This window comes from Nitrospinota bacterium (assembly GCA_009873635.1).
GTDB lineage: Bacteria > Nitrospinota > Nitrospinia > Nitrospinales > VA-1 > LS-NOB.
Window position 1 is genome coordinate 65,383 of the sequence record WAHY01000004.1, and the last position, 15,490, is coordinate 80,872.

Consider the following 15,490-nt stretch of genomic DNA (forward strand, 5'->3'; position numbering starts at 1 on the left):
CAATTCAAAACTAAACTCTGTTCTTAATTTTCAGGGGGGAAATATAATGAAAAAGATTGGTGTGGTGCTTTCAGGATGCGGAGTGTTTGACGGCGCGGAGATTCACGAGTCGGTCATCACTCTTTTGGCGATTGACCGTGCGGGTGCCCAGGCGGTGTGCATGGCACCCAATGTCGACCAGATGCATGTGGTCAACCACCTTACGGGTGAAGAAGCGGCGGGCGAAAAACGCAACGTACTCGTTGAAGCGGCACGCATTGCCAGAGGCGAGATTAAAGATATCGCTACCGTCAAAGCAGATGACATTGACGCGTTGGTGTTCCCCGGCGGATTCGGCGCGGCCAAGAATCTCTCAACCTTTGCGGTCAAAGGTGAAAACTGCGATGTGCATCCGGAAGTCATGCGGCTGGTGAAAGAGTTTGCCGCCAAACAAAAACCGCAAGCGGCGTTATGCATTGCCCCGGCGATGATGGCGAAAATCTATGAAGACGCTCCCAGTAAACCCACTCTGACCATTGGTAATGACAAGGACTGTAGCGGTAAGATGGAAACATTGGGAACCACGCACCAGGATTGTTCTGCACGGGATTTTGTCTTCGATGAGCAGAACAATATTGTCTCGACCCCGGCTTATATGCTGGGACAAAGCATCTCGGAAGTCGCCGAAGGCATTGAAAAAACCATCAATAAGCTGGTGGAAGTGACTGAATAATCTATTGAAAAGGTTACACCCCGGAAGGTTAATCACCCCGGCCCCTCTTTGGTAAAGAGGGGTCATTTTGCCCCTTTTTGCCGAGAATAAGGTTGTTTGCTCTAAAACCTTAATGCATTTGGCCTGCGGAGGCCTCTCCGCTCAAGGATTTCCTCTATTTTTCCGTAAAGAATGACTGGACCCTTATATATAATGGAAGGGAAACGGATTTTTTTCTGGTCAGGGAGACTATGGGCGAAAAAACTTTATTGGTCACAGGTGGTGCGGGTTTCATCGGCAGCAATTTCATCAATTTTATTCATAACCGTTACCCGAACACCAGGATCCTTTTGCTGGATGCTTTGACTTATGCCGGCAACCTCGACAACATACCTGTCAGCCTGAAGTCGAACGGGCATTTTCAATTTCATCACGGCAACATCACGCATCCCGACATTGTCGGCAAGCTGGTTTCAGAGGCGGATATAGTGGTGCATTTCGCGGCGGAGTCGCACGTGACCCGCTCGATTTACGACAATGCTATTTTCTTTGAGACCGATGTAATCGGCACTCAGGTGGTGGCAAATGCCATTGTGAACAATCCGGTCGAGTTGTTTGTGCACATTTCTTCTTCAGAAGTGTATGGCACGGCTGTGGCGGACCCGATGGATGAGGACCATCCGTTAAACCCGATGAGTCCATACGCTGCGGCGAAAGCCGGCGCAGACAGGTTGATTTATTCTTACATGAAAACTTACGACCTGCCGGCGGTCATCATTCGCCCGTTTAATAATTATGGTCCGTGTCAGCATCTCGAAAAGGCCATTCCTAATTTTATTGTCAGCGCATTGCAGGACCAGCCGTTGACCATTCATGGTGATGGCAAAAGCTCGCGCGACTGGATGTTTGTGGAAGATACTTGTGAGGCGTTGGACAGGGTTCTGCATGTGGACCGTGACCGGGTGATTGGTCAAACGATCAACCTGGGAACCGGGGTAGACACGTCTGTGGTTGAAATTGCCAGAAGAATATTAAAGTTGATGAACAAGCCTGAAAGTTTATTGCAATTCATTGAAGACAGACCCGGGCAGGTGACCCGGCATATATCTTCTGTTAACAGATCCCGCGAATGCCTGGGTTGGCAATCAACAACAGGTTTGGATGAGGGTCTCGAACGCACCATTGAGTTTTATGATAACAATCGAAAATGGTGGGAACGGACTCTGTGGATGAAAGAGCTTTGGGCTCCCAAAGGGCAAGCGTAATGCGGATCACAATTCTTCAACCTTCTTATCTGCCGTGGTTGGGATTTTTTGAGCAGATGAGCCGTGCCGACAAATTTGTTCTGCTGGATGATGTCCAGTATACCCGTCGGGACTGGAGAAACAGGAACCGGGTCAGGGTGAATGACGGTTGGGCATGGTTGACGGTGCCGGTTCAGCAGAAAAACAAATTTTCGCAAAGCCTCATTGAGACACGCATCGATAATTCTGTGGCATGGCGGAAAAAACATTTGCAGACTTTGCGACAGCATTATTGCAAGTCGCAATTTTTTGAAAACTATTTTCCGAGGTGCCAGAAAATATATGAGAAAGAATGGACGTTTTTGTTCGACATTTGCCTGGAAACGATAAGTTTTCTTAAAGAAGAAATTGGCATTGAAACTCCGCTACTGCGTTCATCCAATATGAATATCACAGGAGAAAAAACAGAGAGACTCCTTTCGATTTGCCGGGAACTGGGAGCGACCCATTATTTGAGTGGTGAAGCGGCTAAAGATTATATATTGGAAGAGGATTTTTCGAACCAGGGTATTGAGCTGGAATATCAGAAATATGAACACCCTGTTTATCCGCAAAGGTATCCCGGCTTTGTGCCTCAGATGTCCACAATTGATTTATTGTTCAATTGTGGTGAGCGGAGTCTGGATATTTTGAATCAGCATGAAGCTTTGAGTTCAGGTTGTTCATAGGGTTTTAATTATGATTGATTTTAAATTTCTGCAAAAAATATTGCCGCGTCTTTATTCGTTCCTGCCGTTTTATCTGATGCCGCGGTCTTCCTTTCCTCCGGTGCAGGCATTTTTTGAAGTGACTTATCGGTGCAACCTGCGTTGTGACATGTGCCATTACCTGGAGATCATTGATGAAACGGAAACGAACCATTCTTATAAAAATGAGATGTCGAGTGAGGAAGTGAAAAAAGCGATTTCCAAACTCCCCCGTTTTTCGCTGATCACTTTCACCGGAGGTGAGGCGTTCATGAAAAGTGATTTCATGGAAATTCTTGAGTTCGCGGCGAGGCGGCACAAAGTTCATATCATCACCAACGGAACCACGTTGAGCGAAAAAGTTGTGGATGATCTCATGCGGTTGAGATTGAAGTCTACCTGGGGTTCCGGGCTGTTTTACATGGGAGTTTCTTTAGAAGGAGCAGAAGCATTGCACGATAGCATCACCACCGTTCCGGGATCTTTTAGAAAAACAACTCAGGGGTTGGAGAGATTGGTGGCGAAACGGAAGGAACTGAAATCAAGATTCCCCCTCATTCACGTAACGTGTGTGATCAACCGGGCAAATGTCAGGGAACTGGTTCCATTGTATGAATATTCCAACAAGCTGGGGGTCAACGTTGCTAACTATGTTTTAAGCAGTCCGGCCACTTACTGGCATGGCAAGGATTATGACCAGGATCACCACTTGCAGCGGCCCACGATGCCGGTTGAAGAAATTGATCCGAACGTTTTGCGGGAACAGTTGGAATTGTTGCAGGAGGCTGGCAGAAGAAACCAGACCCAGCTGAGGTTTTCACCGAACTATATAACGATCGATGAGATAGTGCGCTACTACAGCAATCGAAGCTCCTACCGGGATTACCGTTGCTATATTCCATGGACCAAGGTGGCTTTTTCGGCTTATGGAGATGTTTTCAGTTGCCCGCATTACAGGGTAGGAAATGTTGCTGATGGAAATCGTTCACCGGCCTGGCAGTCTGATCGGATTCGTGGTTTCCGGGAAAAACTGAAGGAGGAGGGAATTTTCCCCGGCTGTCTGGGTTGTTGCCAGTCTGAGTATATTGGGACCTCCGCGTTGGAGGGTGAGGCCGTTACTGAACGTAAGGTTAAACGTGTAGAGTTTGCGAAGGTCAAAGAAAATGGTTGTTCAGCACCAGCTTTCCACCGGGCAGGAACCGGTTGATATTGTGGAAGGAATCGATTCGCCGTTAATGGCGGAGATACCGGATATGGATAAGAACCCTGAAATTTCTATTGTCGTTCCTGTGTATAACGAGGAGCCCTTGATTGAAGAGTTATGCTCGCGCCTGATATGTGTAGGTGATGGGTTGAAGCGTTCATACGAAATCCTGATTGTGGATGATGGCAGTGATGATGGATCATTTGAAAAACTCAATCGTGTTAGAGAGGCCAATCAAGTAGTTCGCCTGGTTCGATTGACGAGAAACTTTGGCCAACAGTCCGCCATGCTTGCCGGATTTAGATTGAGTCGTGGAGAGATAATAGTCCAACTCGATTCAGATTTGCAAAATCCACCAGAGGAAATTCCTAAACTGCTCGACGCATTGGCGGATGATGTTGACCTGGTCACCACTGTTCATAAAAAGCGCCGGGATGGTTTACTGCGAGTCATGGGTTCGAAATTTCTGCGAGGATTCGGGCAGATACTTTTTGGAAAAAAAGTACAGCTGAACCTGAGTTCGTTTCGTGTAATGCGTCGCAGCGTGATAGATAAAATTGAAGCATGTCAGGATCGGTCACGCTACATGGCTGTCCTGATGAGTTGGATGGGATTGCCCAGCGTAGAGGTTGAAGTCGAACACCACGCGCGAAAAAAAGGCGAGACCAAATACAGTTTTCTCACATTGATAAAACTTTCATGGGACCTGGTTACGGGTTATTCCAACTTTCCGCTCAGGCTGGTGACTTATATGGGACTGTTTGGTGCACTTATCGGGTTCCTGATGATGACTTTTCTTTTGTATCAGCGAATCGTCAATGGAATTTTATATGATGGGTTTGTTGTTCTTACAGCGGCTTTTGCTTTTTTTGCCGGAGTTCAGCTCCTGTCGATAGGGTTTCTGGGAGAATATCTCGGACGTGTCCATAAGCAGATCCAGGAGCGCCCGGACTATATCGTTGAAAAGGTGCTTGAATAATGCGTGTAAAACCTCTTACTTCATTAATCATCGAGCCGACCAATACCTGCAACCTGCGTTGCACGTTTTGCTTTGTGACAGAAGGTATGACACGGAGCGAAGGTTTCATGGACTTTGATCTGTTCAAAAAAGTCATTGATGATTGCCCTGACCTGGAACATCTATGCATGCATAACTGGGGAGAGCCCTTGCTGCATAAAGATATTTTCAGGATGTTTGACTATGCACACAATGCAGGTGTCAAGTATATCGTTATGAATACCAACGGGACATTGCTGACGGATAAAATGATTGGAAAAATTATTGACAGCCCCCTTAATATCATCCGTTTTTCCATTGATGGTTCCGCCGAGACGTTTAAGAAGATACGAGGTGTTGAACTTGATAAGATAGAAAAGAGTATTCTCAAACTTAAAAATGAAAAAGATCAAAGACGGCCTGGACTGGGCATGGGTGTGGTCTTTACTGTCGAAGAAGAAACGCAGAAAGATGTGGATTCGTTTATTGAGCATTGGGAATCTATCGTTGACCATGTGCGAACCCAGCCTAAACTGGTCCAAAGTCCAAGAGAGGAACCCTGCCCGGAACCCTTTGGCAAAGATTATGGCAAGCTTGTGGTGCTGTGGGACGGAACGGTGATCCCCTGTTGTGTGGATTACAACGCAACTTTGAAACTGGGGAATGCTGTTCATGACTGCGTTCAAGACTTGTGGCAAGGTCGGGAAATTGAAAGATTACGTGCACAGCATGAAAGGGGAGAGTTCCCTGATGTTTGTATTAATTGCAATGAGTGTCAAACATCGAAAACAAAAAAGCGATTCTTTTTTGAGGAGCTCGTTCCCTGATGGACTCAGCAATGACATCTTTTGCCACCAGGGAAAAAGTGCTGGAAGAAAACCGAAGGGTTCATGCCCTGGAGAATCGGTTATATCTATCACGCCATCCTGAGCAGACCAATTTTTTCCAGAGCGCCATTTTAGATAAGGTTGTGAATGAGATCGCCGCCACCCTGAAACCCGACTCGAAAATTCTTGATCTGGGCTGTGGGACAGGCTATCTGTCTTTGGAGTTTTTATCGCAGGGTTTTCATGTGACCGGAGTGGATTTATCGCGCGAAATGTTACAGGCGTTTGAGGAGTCTATTCCGTCAGCCATGAAACAAAAGGCCCGCCTGGTGGTGGGAGATGCTGAGGATTTTTTATCTAAAAATCAGGACGAATTTGATGTGGTCGTCTTGTCAGCAATTTTACATCATCTCTATGATTATGAACTTGTGTTGCGCCAGGTTTGTAAAAGGCTTTCTTCAGGAAAAAAATTACTGGTATTTTTTGAACCTCTCAAACAGGACATTCACTCTCCGATGAAATTTGCCATGCATCGTGCGCTTTCCTGGTTTGATGAAAAGTTATATCACCTGGTGATGAAGGTGAAGAATATCTCTATCCTGGATGACGAGTACCATCACTCTGATTACCAGAGACAGTTTGGAGGTATTGATCCTGAGCAGGTTGAAGACATTCTTCGTAAAGAAGGATTAGAGGTTTCCCGGGTTGAAAAATATTGTGCCCGGCGTTATGGGTTCCATTCCTGGATAGCAAACCGAATATTGGGAACACAAAATACTTTTAACTTGTTGGCCACCCGCCCTTAGTTTTTAATTTAAAAATTATAGTAACTTATCTGGAAGGTAACAGGGATTTGGTCAGGGCATTCGCCAGTTCATTTCCACTGATATCGTTAAACTCAAGAAACGAGATTCCAATGTCATAATGGGAGTCAAATTTCTCTAATCGAACTACCTCAGCTTTCATGGTAATTGGCGTATCAAGTTTCTGGTCCGCAAGCTTTACTTTTACCCGAGTACCGATGTCAATGGGAACCGGGCTTTCCAGAAGCAAACCCGAACGGCTGAAATTTTTTCCTTGCGCGGTAACTTGGCTGCGCTCTTGATCTATTTTGTTGATTTGAACATCTCCGGCGAAATCTACCCGTATATAATGACGCTTGTCCGTATTATGAAGCACAATTCTATTTTTACCATTTTCTTTGGCCTGATAAAGGGCGACATCGGCCATGTTGAGTAATGTTTTGACATCCTTGGCATCTGCCGGATAAGAAGCCACCCCACCGCTTGATGTCACGCTAAATTGTTTTCCCTCAAATACGAGTTCCAGTTCTTCTATTTTTTGGCGAATGCGCTCGGCAATTACAAGTGCATTGACCTTGGTCGTTTCCGGGAGGATGAGAACCAGTTCTTCTCCACCATATCTGCAGGCAAGATCTTCGGTTCTTTTTTCTGTTAACATGATTTCTGCTGTTTTCTTCAGGGTCATGTCTCCAGCCTGATGACCATATGTGTCATTCAACTTTTTAAAATTATCGAGATCAAAAAATATAAGAGAAAAGCTTCCTTCATACCTTTGAGCCCGTTTCATTTCTCCTTCAAGGGCTTCATCAAAGAATCGCCTGTTAAATAATCCGGTTAATCCATCAGAGCGTGAAGACTTTCTTGTTTCTTCCAATAGATTCAACTCGATCATTGTTGGGGTTGTCATTGTGTTTGAAACATCACAGAAATAGTCGCACATTGCGGTGATCAATTTGACAGGCCTGTCAAGTTTTGTTTCTAGTAGATCGCGGTGGGCGAGGATACGATCCCAATTAGCTTTGGCATCATTCGCATCGAATTCCAGGTGGGTCAATATATTGATTAGAGTTGGATAAACTTCTTCCCCTTCTTTTTCTACCAGCCCCTTAATTGTTTCCAGTAGATCAGACTCTTCATCAAAGGAAGAACTTATAGAATCAATGATAGACTGCCGTAAGCTACTCATCCTGAAACCCAGTCATAAGAGTTACATGTCGATTATAAATGTAACACCTGAGCAGGGAAAATCAATAGACTACGCAGCCATTTTATAAAATATAGACAGACCAATATTTAAGGAAAAAGTAAGGGAAGTATCAACTTTTCAAACAATTTCGAGAACTTGCAGGTTAGTCAGCACCGTGGATTTTTGCAACGCATCTTCACCTTTAGGGCTCAGCTTGTTACCCGCTACATTTAAAGAATGCAGTCCTGCCAGCTGCTTGGAGTTAGCAAGATAAATGGCGCCTTCATCACCAATAACATTTAAGGCGAGTACCAGGTGGCGCAGGCTGGACAGGTTTTTGGACTCAGCCATTGCCTTGATACCCTGCGCGTGAATCCAGTTTTCATTTTCCAGATGTAATGATTCCAGTTGAGTCAGTGTTTTAGAGTTAGCCAGCGCTGAAGCTCCCTGGTCTGAAATATTATTATTATTCAGCCTTAAATATTTCAATCCTGCGCAATGGGGAGATTGAGCCAAGGCCTTTGCGCCTTCCTGGCCAACTTTATTTTCGCCAAGATCAAGGCTTTCCATCCCTCTCATATTTGTTGAACCAACTAAAGCCTCGACCCCATCAGCACGAAGATCGTTATTGTTTAGATCGAGTGCTTTAAGTTTGGTGATTGATTTGGAGTTAGACAGCGAAATGGCACTGTCGGTTGTCAATCCGTTATTGTGCATAACGAGTGTTTCCAGGTTTTCAAACATGGCAGACTCTGCCATGGCGTAAACTCCATCATCACCAATGTGATTATTGTTGAGGATCAATGTTTTAATACCGGGAAACACATCAGATCGTGCCAGAGCTTCCATTCCTTCGTAAGTCAACCCATTATCAGACAGATCAATCTTGTTTATTTTTTCAAGGGGAGGTACCTGCGTTAAAAGCTTTAAGCCTTCATCGCCAACTCCCGTGTCACGAAGGTTGATATCTATTAATTGTCGACCAAGCTTTGAGTCTGCAAGTGATTTGATGCCGAGCGGTTCTAAACGGTTATAGGAAAAATTAAGGCATTCAAGGTTGTTCATTCCTTCAGTCAGCGAAAGAACTTTTGCGCCAAGTGTACTGATCTCGTTGCTGGACAAACTCAAGTTCTTAAGTTTTGTTAATGCCCGGCACTTGGAAAGGAAGAACAAGGCTTCGTCATCAAGGTTGTTGTTCGCCAGTGAAAGTTTTTCCAGATTGCGAAAACAATCAGAGGTGCTGAGCGGTTGCAGTCCGGAAGAATTCAGACCTGTTTGTTCAAGATTGAGAAAAGAAAGTGATTTAAGAGGGGAGGCCTCAGAAATTATCTTGAAGTCGTCACCTTTCAGTTGGCAACCCAGGAGATCCAGAGATTTTTTATCAAGACTCAGCTTTTCTCGTATGAGGGAGCCTAAGTCCGGGTTCTCCGTATATTTTTCAAAATGTCGGAGAAACTCCAGGCTATCATCAATGTCTTTTGCTTCTGCCATAATCCGCCCATTTATAGAAGTTGGCGAAGATTATACCATCCACTTTGCTTGAGTCCAATTGACTATAGCGCTAAGGGGCTGAAGATGATAATTCGCTAAAATTATTTCCTGCGGGCGGCTGGAAGTAAGAAAAGGTATTGCGAACTGGTGTCAGCGGAGGGTTAATTGAAGTGAACGGAAACGGCTTTGGAAACACCTTGTTCTTCCATGGTTATGCCATAGAGCGCGTTGGCGAAAGACATGGTTTTTTGGTTATGGGTGATGATAATAAACTGTGTGTTGACAGCCATTTCTTTAAGCATTTCCTGAAAACGTACCACATTCGCCTCATCCAGCGGGGCATCCACTTCGTCCAGAAGGCAGAAGGGGCTGGGCCGGACTTTGAATACAGCAAACATCAGGGCGATCGCAGTCATTGCTTTTTCTCCTCCGGACATTAAAGCAAGACTTTGTAGACTTTTACCAAACGGGTTGGCGGTGATTTCAATTCCTGTATCAAGAGGGTTGGATTCATCGACCAGCGTCAGGTTTGCCTTTCCTCCTTGAAAGAGCCGGGCAAAAATTTCTTTGAAATTTTCGTTCACCATATCAAATGTATCAAGAAACCGCTGTTTGGTAGTCTGGTTTATTTTTTCGATGGTCGAGTGAAGCAGCTCCATGGACTCCGCAAGGTCGTCTTGCTGTTTTTTCAGGAAGGTGTATCGCTCGTTGGTTTTTTCAAAATCAGAAAGCGCGGCAAGGTTGACTTCGCCTAATCTTGCAATCTTTTCTTTCAGCTCTTTGACTTCCTCTTCCGTTTTGTTTTCATCAACGGTTTCGTCGTAAGCCGACTTCAGCTCATCCCGTGTTGCATTAAAGTCTTCATAAGCGCGTTCTTCAATGTGGACAATTTGCAGGCGGTTCTCCGATCGTTTCACCTCTATCTGGGACAGGGTTTCTGTGATCTCCTGGATTTTTCTGGAAAGTTCCCGTATGTCTTGTTCTTTTTCTTTCAGGTCTTCTTCCTTTTGCCGCAGGGATTCTTCTTCCCGGACGGCGGTCTCTGTCAATCCGTCTTTCTCCCGGCTAAGTTTAATAATACTTTCTTCCAGGGTTGAAACTTCTCCGTCAATTTCCGTAATTCTTTTATTATTGGAAACCAGGTCGGATTCACGCTTCTCTATATGCTGTTTTATATTTTGCTGTTGAAGTTCCAGCCGTTTTATTTCGGTGAGCGTGTTTTCCCTTCGACCTATCAGTGAAGCGATCAGGACTTTGAGTTGGCTGATTTCTGAAGAAATTTCTTCAAGGCTGGTACGGCTCTGCTCCAGTTCTTCCCTGTGGCCTGATAAAAGTTCTTCTTCCGCGGCTCTTTTTTGTTCAGCAGACTCCAACAGCTTTGCCAGAGAAGATTTTTCATCATCCAGTTTTTCTTTCTCCATACCCAGGGCTGCGATTTCCTCTTCAATAGCAGCAAGCCTGTTTTCCAACTTCTCGGCTTCTTTATGCGATTGCTCCAGGTCGCGCAATACATTGTTCGCTGCGATCTCGGCTGAATGAGTTTCCTGGTCCAGTTGTCTCAGTTTATCTTCAAACTGCGAAAGGCTTTCTTTTTTGCTTTCGATATTTTTTTGTGAGGCATCTAATTCATCCCTGGCATTCTCAACATTTCTGGTGAGGGATTCTATTTCGCGGTTTCTGGCTAGAAGTCCGGAGGAGTCATTTTCTTCTGAGCCCCCTGTTACAAAACCGTTTGGGTCGATCATATCCCCGTTTAATGTTACAACGGTTCCATGAAACTCCGGCTTCTGATGCAAATGCAGCGCAACATCCATGTCTTGAACGATGACTACATTTTTTAAAAGTAATTCAATAACAGGACGATACTCTTCCTGGCATTCGATAAAATTTAGAGCTTTACCCACAATACCCTGTGTGCCATTCATATAAAGAGGCTCAGAAGGGATTGACTTTGGGTTGAGAGGAGCGAATAAACCTCTTCCTGAGTGATGATTCTTAAGGTAGCCGATGGCTTCCATTGAATCAGAATGGGTGTTGACAATAACGCTTTGGAGTTTTTCCCCCAGAGCTGTTTCGATCGCCATTTCATATTCTTGCGGAGTTTGAAGAACATCGACCAAAACTTCGCGAAGACCGGAAATGCGTTCACCGCTCTGGACGTTCATTAAGGATTTAACCCCAGCATGAAATCCTTCAAACTGGTTCCTCAGTTTTTCCAGTGAGCCCAGTAGGGAAGCTTTATGAAAATAGTCTTCTTTTCTGGAAGTGTGGCTGTCGATTTCTGATTGAAGCTGTTGAGAATAGAGGCTTGTTTCCTCTCGTAACGCCTTTTGCCTTTCTTTTAATCGCTCAAGTTCTTCGGTTTTCTGCTGGTGTTCAATTTTTCTATTCTCAAGTGTTGACTGGTTTTCCTTGATTTGGGAACAGACATCCTCTTTTTCCGAAATGAGTTTGTTCTGACTATTTTCCAAACCCTGGATGCGTGTATCGAGTGCGGTCATCTGGTTTTTAGATTGCGCTGTTTGCTGGAACAGGCTGTGAACCGATCTTTCTCCATTTAAAACCAGCTCCTGAATTTTCTGGACAGCCTCCCGTTTTTCCTGGTCATCCGTTTTGCGCTGTTCGAGCACAATTTCCTGCTCGTTGATTTTCTTCAAGGTGGAAGAAAGATTTATTCTTTCGCTTTCAATCTGTTTTGACAGGTCATCAATTTCCCCTGTCATTTTGGAAATCTCTTTTGTAGCAGATTCAATATCCGCTTCGGCTTCAGACTTCTGTTCCTTTTTAAATGTGATGCTTTGTTCACTGCTTCCTATTTGGGAGTTCAGGTGATGAATGGATTCACGGGTCTCATTCAACTGGTTTATTGACTCTTCGATTTCTACATTGAGTTGAGCTATCTGGTTGTCAAAGGTGGAATGGCGGGCACTCCACTCGGTTTTCTTTTTAGTTTGTTCTTCTAACTCTGTCTCTATAGCTTCTAACTGGGATTGGTAACGACGAACTTTGATAGAAAATAGCTTGAGTGACAGTTCCTTGGCTTCGGCTTTAAATTTTTTATACCGTTCTGCCTTGGCGGCCTGACGTTTTAACGACTCAACCTGACGAGCCAGTTCCTGGACAATATCTGCCACACGTTCCAGGTTTTGCCCTGAAGTTTCGAGCTTGCGAATTGCTTCGTTTTTGCGATGCTTGAACTTAAGGATTCCCGCAGCTTCTTCAATCAGGATGCGCCTTTCTTCGGGTTTGGAAATGATAATATCCTGAATATGACCCTGCTCGATAATAGTCAAAACCTTTGGGCTGATACCCGCGTCCATCAGGAAATCCGTGATATCCTTCAAGCGGCAGGGAATTTGGTTGATGTAAAACTCGCTCTCGCCTGAACGATGGTAGCAGCGGGTGACTTTGACATCCTCAGCTACATTGGGGACACCGGCTATCCGTATTCCTGCAGGCACGCTGGATAAAGTGAGTGAGATTTCCGCTCTATTTACTGGTTTTCGGCTGTTACTACCATTGAAAATGAGGTCCGTGATGCGTGTGCTGCGTAAAGTTTTGGACCGCTGTTCTCCTATGACCCAGCGAATAGCATCTGAAACATTGCTTTTTCCGCAACCATTGGGGCCGACTATGGCAGTGAAACCGTTTCTAAACTCCAGATTTGTGGGGTCGACAAACGATTTAAAACCTTCTAGCTCTAAGTTTTTCAGGTACATACTTGATGGAGCTCCAGAGATTATCGGATCTTAAATTCGCATATTCTTCGGGGAAGGTTATCCCAATCCTATGATATTGTAAAGTGAAATTATACCATGTTTGGTATACTCGAAATCCATGCCCACAACATATTGTGCAATTGGGTGGGGGAATATTGACCAATATTTCATAGATGTTGTTTGTTCAAAGGATTTAGATATTCAAGTTACCCGTGGAGGTTCATAGATGAAACTATTCTCGTATAATAAATGTGGGACCTGTCGCAAAGCGATTCGTTATCTTGAAGACAAAAAGATCAAATTTGATCTCATAGATATTACAGAAAAGCCGCCATCCAGGCAGGTTCTTAAAGCTGCGATAAAGGCCAAAGGAATGAAAAAGTTGTTTAATACAAGCGGCGTTCAGTACCGTGAGTTAAAAATTAAAGATAAGCTGCCAACTATGACTGAAAGCCAGGCCATAGATTTGTTAGCCTCAAATGGTAAATTAATTAAAAGACCGATCGCTGTGGATAAAGATAAAATCACCGTAGGATTCGATATAGAAGAATATAAAACGGTCTGGTAGGAATACTGGGACAAAGATGGATCTGTTCTTGATAAAACAAAAGCTGAAGAGCAACTTTCCTCTTGTAAGGGAAACAACCCGGGCTCACCCGCAAAGGGCGGCCGTAATGGTTATGCTTTATCCCATGAATAATAAAACCCATGTGTTGATGACGCGTAGAGCCATGCACCTTAGATATCACGCGGGTGAGGTGAGTTTTCCGGGCGGAGTGTTTGAGGAAGATCAGGATGAAGACCTTTTGTCCACGGCTTTAAGGGAAACGAGGGAGGAGCTTGATATTGAGATTGAACTGGAAAATGTTCTGGGCCAGTTACCGATTGTTAATACCCGGTTAGGGTTTGAAATCACCCCTTTTGTTTCAGTCTTACAGTCGGCTCCTGAATATGAACCTGCCGAAAGTGAGGTGGGAGAAGTTTTGGAGATGCCCTTTACAACCTTGCTTGCAACGCAACAAAGAGACGTTGGTAGCAAACCTTCCGATGAAGGGGTGATGTATTGGTTTCGGCATCATAGAATCTGGGGGGCATCTGCAAAGATTCTCAATCATATTGGGCATTTGGCAACTTATTAGATACCCGGAAACTTGTTAATATGGAAACTTTGAAAATTCTTTTCCTGGCTTCACATTGGCGGGTTTCCCTGGTCAAGGCCTTTCAGGATGCGAAGCCGCCTATAGAGCCGATTTGCGCAGATAGTGATCCTCTTTCACCTTCTTTAAGACAAGCCGACCATTCTGAAGTGATACCGTTGTTTTCCGACCCGCAATGTCTAAGGGCTGTTCTTGAACTTTGTGAGACTGCAAACGTTTGCGCATTGGTACCGTTGACCAATAAATCGATAGAGTTTATTGCTCAGCATCGAAACGAACTGGAGGCTGAAAATCGTCGGTTATGGATTCCTGATGATAGAGCTATCGATATTTGTCATGATAAATGGAAACTTTTTGAGTTCTTAAGCAATGAAGGTTTTGAGACGCCTCCAACCTTCTTGGCGGGAAAAACAGGAGTCCCGTTTCCTCTTATAGCCAAACCGCGTCGAGGGGAGGGTAGTAAAAACCTGTTTGTGATTGAAGACATTGATGAGCTGAAATATTACACGCATAAATGCCCGGACCATGTATTTCAGAAACGGATTACTGGGCAGGAATTCAGTGTCGATGTATTTTGCGGCAAGGAGGGTGAACCCGGTTTGGTCGTTCCGCGCGAACGTTTGGCAGTTCGAGGTGGTGAGGTTATGGTCAGTCGTATCAATATGGACAAGAAAATCATTGAAAGGGTTCAGGCTTTGGTTGCAAAACTGGGTTTGACGGGACCCTGTACAATTCAGGGTTTCAAGGATGGAGAATTATTTTATCTTACCGATGTGAACCTTCGTTTCGGCAGTGGTTATGTTCATACTATTAATGCTGGTGGAAACGTTCCTTTAATGATGTATAAAGAACTGACCGGGCAGGAATTTGACTCGGAAAACTTAGACATCAAAGACCAATCGGTTATGACCCGTTATCCCGAGAGTGTTTTTCATCATTAACAATGAGCATTACCAGGCTTCTTCACACTAATTTTTTATAAATGTAATGACTCCACAAGACCGGTTGATATTTGCCCTTGATGTTCAAGGAAAAAAGGAAGCAGAGCGTTATGTGCGTTTGTTGGAAGGTGTGGTCGGCTGTTTCAAGATAGGTCTGGAACTTTTTATAAGTGAAGGACCTGATATCGTAAAAATGATCCGGGAACAATCTGATGCAAACATATTTCTCGATCTCAAGCTTCACGATATTCCCGCTACGGTGAAAGGCGCTTTGCGTTCAGCAGAAAAACTGGGGGTTCGATACATTACCATCCACTCTACAGAGGGAGAAGAAATTCTTGCAACAGCACAGGAAGTAAAAAAATCAGGACTGGAAGTGCTGGCTGTAACAGTGTTAACAAGCACGAGTGCTTCTTCACTGGCAAATCTTGGAATTCGTGAGGACATCAACACCGCGGCCCTGGTTTTGGATCGCGCTGTCCGC

14 protein-coding genes are annotated in these 15,490 nt (G+C 44.6%); 11 read left to right on the top strand and 3 right to left on the bottom strand.

What is annotated here, in order from left to right; genetic code table 11:
* The first annotated feature begins 43 nt into the window (after positions 1-43).
* From elbB to F3741_03985, 7 genes are all read left to right on the top strand, one after another.
* On the top strand, positions 44-712 hold the full coding sequence (elbB, locus tag F3741_03955) for an isoprenoid biosynthesis glyoxalase ElbB (protein ID MZG29955.1): 669 nt from the start codon (positions 44-46) through the stop codon (positions 710-712).
* 230 nt (positions 713-942) lie between these two features.
* On the top strand, positions 943-1,956 hold the full coding sequence (locus F3741_03960) for an NAD-dependent epimerase/dehydratase family protein (GenBank protein MZG29956.1): 1,014 nt from the start codon (positions 943-945) through the stop codon (positions 1,954-1,956).
* Positions 1,899-2,663, top strand: a complete 765-nt coding sequence (locus tag F3741_03965) for a WbqC family protein (protein ID MZG29957.1) — start codon at positions 1,899-1,901, stop codon at positions 2,661-2,663. Before F3741_03960 ends, F3741_03965 begins: the two co-directional genes overlap by 58 nt.
* A gap of 76 nt (positions 2,664-2,739) precedes the next feature.
* The gene (locus tag F3741_03970) at positions 2,740-3,888 is read left to right on the top strand and encodes a radical SAM protein (protein MZG29958.1); all 1,149 of its coding nucleotides are present in this window, start codon (positions 2,740-2,742) and stop codon (positions 3,886-3,888) included.
* Between the two features lie 46 nt (positions 3,889-3,934).
* Positions 3,935-4,864 carry a glycosyltransferase gene (locus tag F3741_03975; protein ID MZG29959.1) on the top strand — a complete coding sequence of 310 codons (930 nt, stop codon included), beginning with the start codon at positions 3,935-3,937 and terminating at the stop codon, positions 4,862-4,864.
* A complete protein-coding gene (locus tag F3741_03980; GenBank protein ID MZG29960.1) occupies positions 4,864-5,709 on the top strand; it encodes a radical SAM protein in 846 nt (281 codons plus the stop codon). Before F3741_03975 ends, F3741_03980 begins: the two co-directional genes overlap by 1 nt.
* The gene (locus F3741_03985; GenBank protein ID MZG29961.1) at positions 5,709-6,515 is read left to right on the top strand and encodes a methyltransferase domain-containing protein; all 807 of its coding nucleotides are present in this window, start codon (positions 5,709-5,711) and stop codon (positions 6,513-6,515) included. Before F3741_03980 ends, F3741_03985 begins: the two co-directional genes overlap by 1 nt.
* A gap of 25 nt (positions 6,516-6,540) precedes the next feature.
* Here F3741_03985 and F3741_03990 read toward each other — a convergent pair whose 3' ends face one another.
* The 3 genes from F3741_03990 to smc form a co-directional block, all read right to left on the bottom strand.
* The gene (locus F3741_03990) at positions 6,541-7,698 is read right to left on the bottom strand and encodes a diguanylate cyclase (GenBank protein ID MZG29962.1); all 1,158 of its coding nucleotides are present in this window, start codon (positions 7,696-7,698) and stop codon (positions 6,541-6,543) included.
* Positions 7,699-7,836: 138 nt separating this feature from the next.
* Positions 7,837-9,189 carry a hypothetical protein gene (locus F3741_03995; GenBank protein MZG29963.1) on the bottom strand — a complete coding sequence of 451 codons (1,353 nt, stop codon included), beginning with the start codon at positions 9,187-9,189 and terminating at the stop codon, positions 7,837-7,839.
* Between the two features lie 161 nt (positions 9,190-9,350).
* The gene (gene smc, locus F3741_04000) at positions 9,351-12,908 is read right to left on the bottom strand and encodes a chromosome segregation protein SMC (GenBank protein ID MZG29964.1); all 3,558 of its coding nucleotides are present in this window, start codon (positions 12,906-12,908) and stop codon (positions 9,351-9,353) included.
* Positions 12,909-13,134: 226 nt separating this feature from the next.
* On the opposite strand from smc, the gene F3741_04005 reads away from it, so the two are divergent.
* From F3741_04005 to pyrF, 4 genes are all read left to right on the top strand, one after another.
* Positions 13,135-13,476: a Spx/MgsR family RNA polymerase-binding regulatory protein gene (locus F3741_04005; protein MZG29965.1), complete on the top strand. Its 342-nt coding sequence runs from the start codon at positions 13,135-13,137 to the stop codon at positions 13,474-13,476.
* A gap of 16 nt (positions 13,477-13,492) precedes the next feature.
* Positions 13,493-14,047 (top strand): CoA pyrophosphatase, encoded by a 555-nt coding sequence (locus F3741_04010; GenBank protein ID MZG29966.1) that lies wholly within the window; start codon positions 13,493-13,495, stop codon positions 14,045-14,047.
* A gap of 20 nt (positions 14,048-14,067) precedes the next feature.
* Entirely contained in the window at positions 14,068-15,006 is a 939-nt protein-coding gene (locus F3741_04015) for an ATP-grasp domain-containing protein (GenBank protein MZG29967.1), read from the top strand.
* Between the two features lie 37 nt (positions 15,007-15,043).
* Positions 15,044-15,490 (top strand): orotidine-5'-phosphate decarboxylase (gene pyrF / locus F3741_04020; GenBank protein ID MZG29968.1); only part of this gene is annotated, 447 nt, incomplete at its 3' end.